Source organism: Rhodosalinus sp. (assembly GCF_041685465.1).
Taxonomy (GTDB): Bacteria; Pseudomonadota; Alphaproteobacteria; order Rhodobacterales; family Rhodobacteraceae; genus Rhodosalinus.
Map to the genome: position 1 here is coordinate 1 of NZ_JAWLFS010000090.1, position 11,121 is coordinate 11,121.

At 71.0% G+C, this 11,121-nt stretch carries 10 protein-coding genes; 4 read left to right on the forward strand and 6 right to left on the reverse strand.

The genetic code is table 11. From position 1 onward, the window contains the following. Nucleotides 1-81: 81 nt before the first annotated feature. Nucleotides 82-849 (forward strand): alpha/beta fold hydrolase, encoded by a 768-nt coding sequence (locus tag ACESL7_RS07815; protein WP_372892754.1) that lies wholly within the window; start codon nucleotides 82-84, stop codon nucleotides 847-849. A 1-nt stretch (nucleotide 850) separates the two neighbouring features. Here the strand turns inward: ACESL7_RS07815 and ACESL7_RS07820 are convergent, their stop codons facing one another. The 3 genes from ACESL7_RS07820 to parE form a co-directional block, all read right to left on the reverse strand. Further along, entirely contained in the window at nucleotides 851-1,801 is a 951-nt protein-coding gene (locus ACESL7_RS07820; RefSeq protein WP_372892755.1) for a LysR family transcriptional regulator, read from the reverse strand. A 77-nt stretch (nucleotides 1,802-1,878) separates the two neighbouring features. Continuing rightward, complete coding sequence (locus tag ACESL7_RS07825; RefSeq protein ID WP_372892756.1) at nucleotides 1,879-2,193, reverse strand: hypothetical protein; 315 nt, start codon at nucleotides 2,191-2,193, stop codon at nucleotides 1,879-1,881. Between the two features lie 204 nt (nucleotides 2,194-2,397). Continuing rightward, complete coding sequence (gene parE / locus ACESL7_RS07830) at nucleotides 2,398-4,356, reverse strand: DNA topoisomerase IV subunit B (RefSeq protein ID WP_372892757.1); 1,959 nt, start codon at nucleotides 4,354-4,356, stop codon at nucleotides 2,398-2,400. 194 nt (nucleotides 4,357-4,550) lie between these two features. Here parE and ACESL7_RS07835 point away from each other — a divergent pair, with 194 nt between their 5' ends. The 3 genes from ACESL7_RS07835 to ACESL7_RS07845 are packed head-to-tail and all read left to right on the forward strand — an operon-like array spanning nucleotide 4,551 to nucleotide 7,512. Then, complete coding sequence (locus tag ACESL7_RS07835) at nucleotides 4,551-5,183, forward strand: DUF1007 family protein (protein WP_372892758.1); 633 nt, start codon at nucleotides 4,551-4,553, stop codon at nucleotides 5,181-5,183. Further along, the gene (locus ACESL7_RS07840; protein ID WP_372892759.1) at nucleotides 5,165-6,040 is read left to right on the forward strand and encodes a nickel/cobalt transporter; all 876 of its coding nucleotides are present in this window, start codon (nucleotides 5,165-5,167) and stop codon (nucleotides 6,038-6,040) included. Before ACESL7_RS07835 ends, ACESL7_RS07840 begins: the two co-directional genes overlap by 19 nt. A 56-nt stretch (nucleotides 6,041-6,096) precedes the next feature. Beyond that, the gene (locus ACESL7_RS07845) at nucleotides 6,097-7,512 is read left to right on the forward strand and encodes an MATE family efflux transporter (RefSeq protein ID WP_372892760.1); all 1,416 of its coding nucleotides are present in this window, start codon (nucleotides 6,097-6,099) and stop codon (nucleotides 7,510-7,512) included. Nucleotides 7,513-8,397: 885 nt separating this feature from the next. Here the strand turns inward: ACESL7_RS07845 and kdsA are convergent. From kdsA to ACESL7_RS07860, 3 genes are read right to left on the reverse strand one after another with little or no spacing between them, the layout of a single operon-like run. Continuing rightward, nucleotides 8,398-9,237 carry a 3-deoxy-8-phosphooctulonate synthase gene (gene kdsA / locus ACESL7_RS07850; RefSeq protein WP_372892761.1) on the reverse strand — a complete coding sequence of 280 codons (840 nt, stop codon included), beginning with the start codon at nucleotides 9,235-9,237 and terminating at the stop codon, nucleotides 8,398-8,400. A 4-nt stretch (nucleotides 9,238-9,241) separates the two neighbouring features. Beyond that, nucleotides 9,242-10,030: a 3-deoxy-manno-octulosonate cytidylyltransferase gene (locus ACESL7_RS07855; protein WP_372892762.1), complete on the reverse strand. Its 789-nt coding sequence runs from the start codon at nucleotides 10,028-10,030 to the stop codon at nucleotides 9,242-9,244. Continuing rightward, entirely contained in the window at nucleotides 10,030-11,007 is a 978-nt protein-coding gene (locus ACESL7_RS07860) for a KpsF/GutQ family sugar-phosphate isomerase (RefSeq protein WP_372892763.1), read from the reverse strand. Before ACESL7_RS07860 ends, ACESL7_RS07855 begins: the two co-directional genes overlap by 1 nt. Nucleotides 11,008-11,121: the final 114 nt, after the last annotated feature.

The following is an 11,121-nucleotide window of genomic DNA, read 5'->3' on the forward strand; positions in this document are numbered from 1 at the left end:
TCTGGCGATCACGCCCCAGTTGCGGCCCGGGCCGAGCGCCCGGCGCTGGCCAACCGATGCGTGGCGCGGTAGGGACGCGCCATGCTCGCCCTGACCCGCCACGGCACACCCACCGACCGCCCGCCGCTCGTCATCGCGCACGGGCTCTTCGGCTCGGGCCGCAACTGGGGCGTGATCGCCAGACGCCTGTCCGACACGCGCGAGGTGATCGCCGTGGACATGCGCAACCACGGCGAGAGCCCGCACACCACGCGGCACGACTACCCCGGCATGGCTGCCGATCTGGCGGAGGTGATCGCCGCCGAAGGGCGGGATTGCAACCTTCTCGGGCATTCCATGGGCGGCAAGGCGGCGATGATGCTGGCGCTGACGGCGCCCGCGGGTCTGCGCCGGCTGATCGTGGCCGACATCGCGCCCGTCGCCTACGCGCATTCGCAGGCGCCCGCGCTCGAGGCGATGCGCGCGCTCGACCTCTCCACGGTCGGCAGCCGGGCGGAGGCGACCGCCGCACTCGCCGAGCGGCTCGGCGGGGAGGATGCCAAGGGCCTCGCCGCCTTCCTCGCGCAGTCGCTCGACGTGACGGCGAAGCGCTGGCGGCTCGAGCTCGACGCGCTCGCGCGCGACATGGAGGCGATCCTCGGCTTCCCGGAGGTCTCGGGGCGGTTCGACGGCCCCAGCCTCTTCCTCGCGGGAGCGGAGAGCGACTACATCCGCCCCGAGCACCGCGACCGGATCAAGGCGCTTTTCCCCGCCGCGCGCTTCGCGAAGATCCCCGGTGCGGGCCACTGGCTGCACGCCGACAAGCCGCGCGCGTTCGAGGCCGCGGTGCGCGCCTTTCTCGACGCCTGATTCACGCCAGCGTCCGCAACTCCCCCTCGAGCCAGGGAAGCTGCGCGAGCGCCGGGCCCACCACCTGCGTCTGCACCAGATCGCGCACCGTGCGCGCGATGTCCTCGGGCACCGGGCTCGCCCAGTCGGCGCCGGCGAAGAGCGAGATCGTCCGCGCGAGCGGCGCGAAGGGCAGCGGATGCGCCGTGATCCGGTCGTGCAGCCGCGCCGCGCGCATGTAGCCCAAGGGCGTGGTCACCGCCCAGCCCGCGCCGCGCGCCACCAGCACCATGAGCGCCTGATGCGCGCCGATCTCGAAGCGCTCGGGATACTCGGCGCCTTCCCGGCGCAGATGCGCCTCGATCGTCCGGCCGATGAGCTGCGTCCGGTCGTAGCGCAGGAAGGGCAGCCGCCCGATCGCCGCCTGCCCCTCGTGCGGCCCGCGCGGGGTGACGAGGATGAAGGGATCGCGCACCAGCGGCAACTCGGCGAGGCCCTCGTGCGGGATGCCCGGGCTCGCCGCCACGCCGAGGTCGAGGCGCCGCTCGGCCACCGCCTGCGTGATCTCGTGGCTCGGCGCGGTCACCATGCGGAAGCGGCAGCGCGCCATGTTCTCGGCGAGGATCGTGGCGAGGCGCGGGGTCAGGTCGCTGTCGAAATCGTCGATCAGGCCGAGCGCCAGCGTCGTGAGCCCCGAGAGATCCATCATCGTGAGCTCGGACTGGGCGAGGCGAAGCTGCGACAGCACCTCGCGCGCGCGCGGCAGGAAATGCCGCCCGCCGGGGGTGAGCTGCATCGGCCGGCGCGCGTGATCGACGAGGGCGGTGCCGAGCGCGGCCTCGAGGTTGCGCATCTGCTGCGAGACGGCCGGCGCCGAGAGGCCGGTGCGCGCCGCCGCCTCGGCGACGGAGCCGGTCGCGGCGAGCGCCTCGAACACCTCCAGCCCGCGCAGGGTGACGCCCTTGAGGCCCATCGCCTTCTCCCGGTCTGTGCCGGAACGGCGCGCTCCGGTCTCTGCGGCGCCCTTGGTCAAGCGTCCGGCCCGCCGCGTCAGCGAAGCCGCGCGCAGGCGCGCTCCACCTCGTCGCCGAAGGCGGTGTAGCGGTCCCAGAACCGCCGGTCGGCGGGATCGTCGGACTGCCGGATGTCCTGTGCGCGCTGCGGGGTGTCGTAGAAGCTCGCGGCGATCCGCCGCTCTCCGCGGTCGAGCTCACGATCCGCCACCGCCTGAATGCAGCCGCAGATCGCGGGGTTCGCCCCCGCACGCCCCGAGTCGATGCAGGCGTTCTGCATGCGACCGGCCCCGCAGGCCGCCAGCGTCAGCATCAAGCCGCCCGTCAGGACCGCACGCCCCGCTCCGATCATGCCGCCTCTCCGGAATGGCCCCATGGACGCGCGCGCGCCCGTGTCGGCGTCACCATGCCCGCGCAGGCGGCGGGTTTCAACTGCGGGGTGGGGCGGCGGGACCAGCCTCTGTCGCAGCCTTACAAAAGGTCGTGCCGCGCGCGGAAGATGCCCCGCCGCCGCGGCCGGCGTAGGGTGCGTGCTGAGCACGCACCCTACGGGCACTCAAACATCCAGCTCCTCGACGAACCGCGCGTTCTCGGAGATGTACTGGAACCGCAGTTCCGGTTTCTTGCCCATCAGCCGCTCGACGAGGTCGCCGGTCTCGCCGGGTTCGTCGTCGTCGATGGTCACCCGGATCAGCCGGCGGGAGGCCGGGTCCATCGTGGTCTCCTTCAGGTCCTTGGCGTCCATTTCGCCGAGGCCCTTGAAGCGGCTGACCTCGATCTTGCCCTTGCCGCCGAGGCCGGTCTTCATCCAGGCTTCCCGCTCGGCCTCGTCGAGGGCATAGACGCGCCGGGCGCCCTGCGTCAGCCGGTAGAGCGGCGGGCAGGCCAGGTAGAGGTGCCCGTGGTCGATCAGCGGCCGCATCTGGCTGAAGAAGAAGGTCATCAGCAGCGCGGCGATATGCGCGCCGTCCACGTCCGCGTCGGTCATGATGATGACCTTCTCGTAGCGCAGGTCGTCGAGGCGGAACTTCGTGCCCAGCCCGACGCCCAGCGCCTGGGAGAGGTCGTTGATCTCGGCGTTCTGGCCCAGCTTGGAGGAGGCCGCGCCGAGGACGTTCAGGATCTTGCCCCGAAGCGGCAGGAGCGCCTGCGTGCGCCGCTCGCGCGCGGCCTTGGCCGAGCCGCCCGCGCTGTCGCCCTCGACGATGAAGATCTCGGTCCCTTCGCGGGCGGCCACGGTGCAGTCCACGAGCTTGCCGGGCAGGCGGAGCCTGCGGGTGGCGGACTTGCGCGCGGTCTCCTTCTCCTGCTTGCGGCGCTGGCGCTCCTCGGCGCGCAGCACGAGGAAGTCGAGGATGGCGCCCGCGCTCTTCGGGTCGGCGGCGAGCCAGTTGTCGAAGTGGTCGCGCACCGCGCCCTCGACGAGCTTCGCCGCCTCGGCAGTGGCGAGGCGGTCCTTGGTCTGGCCCACGAACTCCGGCTCGCGGATGAAGCAGGAGACGAGCGCGCAGCCCCCGCCCGCGAGGTCCTCGCGGGTGATCTGCGCGGCCTTCCTGTTGTTCGCGAGCTCGCCGTAGGCGCGGATGCCCTTCAGGATCGCGGCCCAGAAGCCCTGTTCGTGCGTGCCGCCCTCGGGGGTGGGCACGGTGTTGCAGTAGCTCTGCACGAAGCCGTCGCGCGCGGGCGTCCAGTTGATCGCCCATTCGACCTTGCCGGGCCGGTCGAAACGCTCGGCGAAGTCGACCTTCCCGGCGAAGGGGCGCTCGGAATAGGTGGTCGCGCCCTCGAGGCGTTCGGCGAGGTAGTCGGCGAGGCCGCCGGGAAAGCGGAAGGTCGCCTCGGCCGGGGTCTCGCCGTCCTCGACCGCGGATTTCCAGCGGATCTCGACGCCCGAGAAGAGGTAGGCCTTCGACCGCGCGAGGCTGAAGAGGCGCGCGGGCTTGAAGCGCGCGGCTCCGAATATCTCCGGGTCGGGGTGGAAGGTCACGGTGGTGCCACGCCGGTTGGGCGCCGCGCCGATCTCCTGCACGGGGCCCTGCGGCGTGCCGCGCGCGAAGCGCTGCTCGTGCAGCACCTTGTTGCGCGCCACCTGAACGGTCATCACGTCCGAGAGCGCGTTGACCACCGAGGCGCCCACGCCGTGCAGGCCGCCGCTCGTCTGATAGGCCTTGCCCGAGAACTTGCCGCCCGCGTGCAGCGTGCAGAGGATCACCTCCAGCGCGGATTTCCCGGGGAACTTCGGGTGCGGGTCGACGGGGATGCCGCGGCCGTTGTCGCGGATGGTGAGCGCGCCATCGGCGTGCAGCTCCATCTCTATGCGGCTCGCGTGGCCGGCGACGGCCTCGTCCATCGCGTTGTCGAGCACCTCCGCGGCCATGTGATGCAGCGCGCGCTCGTCGGTGCCGCCGATGTACATGCCGGGACGCTTGCGCACCGGCTCCAGCCCCTCGAGCACCTCGATGGAGGAGGCGTCATAATCGCCGTGTCCCTGCGAAGAGAGAAGATCGTCTGCCATGCCTGCCCGGCCTTTCTGCTTGGCTCGCCATTAGAACAGCAACCGCGCCGCCCGGAAAGGGTCCTCCGGCGCATGGGGCGGCGGACGCCGCGTGCGCCGGGCATGGCGGCCGGGCTGCGCGACCGGCGGAGGACTGCCGAGCCGGCGCCGCGCCGTGCTTGCGGTCCATGCGCCCGGCGCCTAGGTCTCGGGACATGCTGCGTCCTGCCCTGACCGCGATCACGCTCGCCTCGGTGCCCGCTTCGGCTGCGGCGCATCCGCACATGTTCGTGGACGCGGCGGTGGCGCTGGAGCTCGACGAGGCGGGCCGCGTGACGGCGGTCGAGGTCACCTGGACCTACGACGAATTCTCGACGCTGATGATCCTCGAGGAGATGGGGCTCGACCCGGACGGCGACGCCGTGCTGACCGACGCCGAGCTCGCCGAGCTGCGCGGCTTCGACATCGAGATCTGGCCGGAGGATTTCGAGGGCGACATCTACCTCTCGAACGACGAGGCCGAGGCCGAGATCGGCCTGCCCGAGCCCACCGGCGTCGCCGTGGAGGACGCGCGCATCGTGGCGAGCCACCGCCGCCCGGTCGCGCCGTTCCCCGTCACGGACGCGGTGCTCGAAGCCTACGACCCCACCTTCTTCGTGTATTACACGCTCACCGAGGTGACGCTGTCCGAGGATTGCAGCGCCGAGATCGAGCCGGCCGACACGGAGGCCGCCGAGCGCAAGGTGAAGGAGATGGCGGGCGAGGTGGACGAAATGACCTTCGAGGTGCTCGAGGTCGGCCATCTTTATGCCGACGCCGCCCGGATCGCATGCGCACCCTTCTCCTGATCGGGCTCGCCGCCGTCGCCGCGGCGGCGGGCTGGCTCTGGCTCCTCGGCGGCGCCGAGGAGGTCGCGCGCCGCGCGGCGGAGGGTCAGCAGGCGGCGCAGCGCGCCATGGCCGCGCCCCTCCGCGCCCTGCGCGCGGGCGAGCCCGGCGCGCTCGCTGCGCTCTTCGGGGTCGCCTTCGCCTACGGGTTCTTCCACGCGGCGGGTCCCGGGCACGGCAAGCTCCTGCTCGGGGGATACGCGGCCGGGACGCGGGTGCCGGCGCTGCGCCTCTCCGGCCTCGCGCTGGCCTCGAGCCTCGCGCAGGGCGCGAGCGCCGTGGCGCTCGTCTACGGCGGCGTCTGGGCCTTCGGGCTGACGCGGGCACAGCTCACCGCGACGACCGAGGCCTGGCTCGCGCCGCTCTCCTACGCCGCTGTCGGCGCGATCGGCGCATGGCTCGTCCTGCGCGGCGCGCGCCGGCTCTGGCGGCTGCGGGCCGGCGCGACCGACGCCACCTGCTGCGGGCACGATCACGGGCCGAGCGCCGAGGCGGCCGCGCGGGTGACCGGCTGGCGCGACGCGGCGGCGCTGATCGGGGCGGTGGCGCTGCGTCCCTGTACCGGCGCGCTCTTCCTGCTGGTCCTGACCTGGCGGATGGATCTCGTCTGGCAGGGGATCGCCGGGGTGACGGCGATGGCCCTCGGCACGGCGAGCGTGACCGTCGCGGTGGCCCTCGCCGCGCTCACCGCCCGGGAGGGCGCGCTCGCGCAGCTTTCCGAGAACCGGACGCTCGCCCGCGCCGCGCCGCTCCTCGAGGTGAGCGCGGGCGCGGCGATCGCCGCGCTGTCGTGGCAGATGGCGTTGCGTCTCGTCTGAGCCTCCTTGCGGGCACGGGAGGCGGTGCGTAAGCCGCGGGCATGGCCGCCCCCCGGATGACATACGCCCGCCACGTCCGCGCGATCCTCGTGCTGGGCCTGCCGCTCGTCGGCGGACATCTGGCGCAGTTCGCGATCCATCTCACCGACACGGTGATGATGGGCTGGCACTCGGTCGAGGGGCTCGCGGCGCTGACGCTGGCGACGGCGCTCTGGTTCATGCTCTGGATCATGGGATCGGGCATCGCCTGGGCGGTGATGCCGCTCGTCGCCTCCGCGGAGGCGGAGGCGGACGAGACCGCGATCCGCCGCGTCACGCGCATGGGGCTCTGGCTCTCGACGCTCTTCGCGCTCGCCTGCCTGCCGCTGGTGTGGTTCTCCGCGCCCGTCATGCGCGCGCTCGGGCAGACGCCGGAGCTCTCGGCGGCGGCGCAGGACTACCTCCGCATCGCGGGGCCGGGGCTGCTGCCGGCGCTCCTCGTGATGGTGCTGAAGTCCTACCTCGCCGCGCTCGGGCGCACGCAGGTGGTGCTCTGGATCACGGTGGCGGCGGCGGTCGCCAACGCCGGGTTCAACTATGCGCTGATCTTCGGCAACTGGGGCGCCCCCGCGCTCGGCCTGCAGGGCGCGGCGATCGCGAGCGTCTCCACCAATGCGCTCGCGCTCCTGTTCTCGGCCGGCTACGCCGCGGCCGTCCTGCCGCAGCACGGGCTCTTCGCGCGGCTCTGGCGGCCGGACTGGGACGCCTTCCGCGAGGTGGCGCGGATGGGCGCGACGATCGGGCTGACCAATCTCGCCGAGGTGGCGCTCTTTTCCTTCTCCTCGGTGATGATGGGCTGGCTCGGGACCATCCCGCTCGCCGCGCACGGCATCGCGCTGCAGGTCACCTCGGCCTTCTTCATGATGCACATGGGTCTTTCGAACGCGGCGACGATCCGGGCGGGCAATGCCTATGGCCTCGGGGATACCGAGCACCTGACGCGCGGGGCGCAGGCGATCCTCGCGCTCAGTGCGCTGGCGGCCGGCGCGACGATCCTCCTCTTCCTCGCGGCGCCGGGCCCGCTCTACGCCCTTTTTCTCGACCCCGACGAGCCCGCGCGGGCCGAGATCATGGCGCTCGGGGCAACGTTCCTTGCGATCGCGGCGCTCTTTCAACTGGTGGACGCCGCGCAGGTCATGGCGCTCGGTCTCCTGCGCGGCGTGCGCGACACGACCGTGCCGATGGTCATGGCCTCGGTCAGCTACTGGGGAATCGGCATCCCCGGTGCGCTGGTGATGGGCTTCGTCCTGGACTGGGGCGGCGCGGGCGTCTGGCTTGGCCTGACGCTCGGCCTCGCCTGCGCAGGGGTCCTGATGATGGCGCGCTTCTGGGGCCGCGCGGTGCCAAGGCTGCGGGCACAGCGGGCCGCGGCCGAGCAGGCTGCTTCCGCAATGGCCCGCGGTTGGCCAGGCGACGGGATCGGACGATCCTGACATTCTCCTTGCCGAAGCGGAATGTCGTCGCGTCGCCCCACATGCGAGGGCGTACGGTGACGAGCACGCGTGCGACGGCGGTGATTGACCGGTTGCGCCCGCGCCGCCGGGCCACGCGCAAGACCGGCATGCCCTCCACGTCGGCCCGCGATCTGTAACCCGAACGAAGAATTCCGGCGACGCATCAAGACACATCAAGACGCAGACCGTGCTGCCCGCTCCCGGGACCGTGCCCATACTGCTTTGGACACCGCTCGCATGAGGACAGATCCCGATACGGCGAAGAGGGTCGCCCCTCCGTGAACGGGCAAAACCGGCTGCGAGAGACAGGTGGACGCCAGTTCCCAAACCCCGCCCCGGGACACTACCGCGCACGACGTAGACGATCCGGCGGCGCCGCCGTCGGGGTGGGACCGAGGGCGCCGACACGCGCTCAGGTGCAGGTTTGGAAACGGGAGGCAGAACCAGCACGCGGGCGAAAGGGTTTCGGGTCGCAAGGCGCTGGGCCATCGCCGGGCCGGTTGCAGGCAGCGTGTCGAACGGGCGATTGCACGCGCGAGGTCGCGAACGTGTCGCAGCAGATCGCCCTGCGGTGCGACTGGATGCTTCCGCAGCGCGCCGTTGGCCCGGAGGCCGAGGTCGAAATCCGGTGTTTCGAACGCGCCGGCGACACTCTTGCCACGCGCCCGGGCCGCATGCGCGAGATGCGCAAGTTCCCGCGAGAAGACTGGATTCAATAAACGAGCAAGCACGGCTCCTCCGGGACCGCCGCGGCAGATCGCCTGGCGGGGTCTGCGCGCCATGGGCTGCAAGGACCTCCATCCAGCGGGTGGATCGGGGCACCGGGCGCAGGGGCGTGGTGGAGCCGGATGCCGCGCAATGAGGTCAGGCACGACCCTTGCGCAGGTCGTCGAAGGCGCGAAGCTCTGCGATCAGGGCTTCCATCCGTTCAACCGGGATCATGTTGGGGCCGTCGGAGGGCGCCTTGTCGGGCTCTTCATGCGTCTCGATGAAGAGCGCCGAAATTCCGACCGCGCAGGCCGCGCGGGCGAGCACCGGCGCGAATTCGCGCTGTCCGCCGGAGGTGGCGCCTTGTCCGCCCGGCTGCTGCACCGAATGTGTCGCGTCGAAGACGATCGGCCAGCCGGTACGTTCCATCGTCGGCAGGCCGCGGAAATCGGTGACGAGCGTGTTGTAGCCGAAACTCGTGCCCCGGTCGCAGAGCATGATCCGTTCGTTGCCCGTCGAGGCGACCTTCCGTGCCACGTTTTCCATGTCCCAGGGCGCGAGGAACTGGCCCTTCTTGACGTTGATTGCCGCGCCGGTCTCGCCGGCGGCGAGCAGCAGGTCGGTTTGCCGGCAGAGGAACGCGGGAATCTGCAGCACATCCGCCACCTCGGCCGCCCTGGCGCACTGCCAGGCTTCGTGGACATCGGTCAGCACCGGCACGCCGAATTCCGCGCGGATCTGTCCGAGGATCTCCAGCCCCTTGTCGATGCCGAGCCCCCGGGACGTGCCGAGCGAGGAGCGATTGGCCTTGTCGTAGCTGGCCTTGAAGATGAACTTCGTGCCCGTTGCGGCGCAGGCCTGCGCGATCCTCTCGACCATCATCCGCGCGTGAGCCAGGCTTTCGAGCTGGCAGGGGCCGGTGATCAGGGCGAAAGGGGCCGCGCCGCCGACCTCCACGTCGCCGATGGTCACGGTGCGGGTCTGGATCGGATCCATGGGGTCAGGGCTCCTTCAGAGCGGCTTCTATGCGGGGGATGTCCTCGGGGTTGTTCAATTCCCAGAAGACCCGGCCCTGCGCCTCGACCTCGACGCAGGCGACAGCGGCACCGTTCTCCAGAAAGCGGAGCTGTTCGAGGCCCTCGAGGCGCTCGAGCGTGCCCTCGTCCCAGGCGGCGTAGGCGGCGAGCGCCGCCGGGCGATAGGCATAGACGCCGACATGGTGGAAGACCGGGATCGGGTCGGGGATCCTGCCGGGCGCGATCCACGGGATCACCTGCTTGGAAAAATAGAGACCGCGCCCGCTTGCGTCGAACACCGCCGTCGTGCCGCCCACGCGGCCCATCCTGCTGTCGTCCACGAAGTGGCCGTAGGTGACCGGATCGCAGCGCAGAACGGGCGTCGCGACATCTATGGTGTCGTCCGCCCTCATCGCCTCGATCAGGGCCGTCACGAACCACGGCGGGGTGAGCGGTGCGTCCCCCTGCAGATTGACCACGACATCGCTTTCGATCCCGCCCTTGTCGATCGCGTCGGCGCAGCGTTCGGTGCCGTTGCGGCAGGCCGTGTCCGTCATCACGACATCCGCGCCGAAGCCGCTGGCCGCCTCGGCGATGCGGTCGTCGTCCGTCGCCACGAGAACGCGGCTCGCGCCCTCGATGCCCTGTGCCGCGCTCCAGGTCATCTCGATGAGGCTCTTGCGCGACCCGTCCGGCAAGGTGAGCTCGGCGAGCGGCTTGCCGGGATATCGGGTCGAGGCATAGCGCGCGGGGATCAGGATCGTGACGTCCATCACGCGACCCCGGCCCGGAGCAGGTCGTGGATATGGATGACACCCTTGGGGCGCGCCTCCTCGTCGACCACGACGAGCGCGCTGATCTTGCGGTCGTTCATCAGGGCGAGCGCCTGCGCGGCGAGCTGTCCGGCAGGCACCGTGACCGGGTCGGTATTGGCAACCTCGCCAGCGGTATGCGTCATGAGATTCGACATCTTGCGGCGCAGGTCACCGTCCGAAATCACGCCGCGCAGGGTCCCGCCGGAGACCACGACAGCGATGCCGAGTCCCTTGGACGTCATCTCGATCAGCGCCTCGCTCATCGGCGTCTCCGCCTCCACCAGTGGCAGTTCCGCGCCATCGTGCATCAACTGTCCCACGGTCGCCATCTGCGCGCCGAGCCTGCCGCCGGGGTGGTAGATGCGGAAGTCCTCGGCGACGAAACCGCGCTTTTCCATGAGCGCCACGGCGAGGGCGTCCCCGAGCGCGAGCGTGAGCGTGGTCGAGGTGGTCGGCGCCATGCCGATGGCGCAGGCCTCGGGGGCAGCGGGCAGGATCAGGCGGTAATCGGCGGCCTTCATCAGCGTGCTTGCGGGCTTGGACGAGATCGCGACCATGCAGATCGCAAAGCGGCGGGTATGGGCGACGAGGTCGCGAAGCTCCGACGTCTCGCCGGAGTTCGAGATCAGAAGACAGATGTCGTCCCGGGTGATCATGCCCAGATCGCCGTGGCTCGCCTCGGCGGCGTGCACGAAATGCGACGGCGTTCCGGTCGAGGCGAGCGTCGCCGAGATCTTGCGTGCGATATGTCCGGACTTGCCGATGCCCGAGACCACGACCCGGCCCTTCGCGGCAAGGATCAGGTCCACCACAGCGGTGAAATCCTCGGGCAACTGCTCGGCGAGCAGGTAGAGCGCATCGGCTTCGGTGATCAGCACCCGCCGCGCCGCCTCGAGCACCCGGGCGCGCGCGGAGGATGAGGTCGCGTCGTTCATGTCGGGGCTGCCATCATGCCACATCGGCACGTCCTTGCATCGTGCGCCCATTGCAGGCGGGGTCACGGATAGCAAGTCGTGCAGGCTGGAAAAAGCTCAAAAGATGGCGGGACG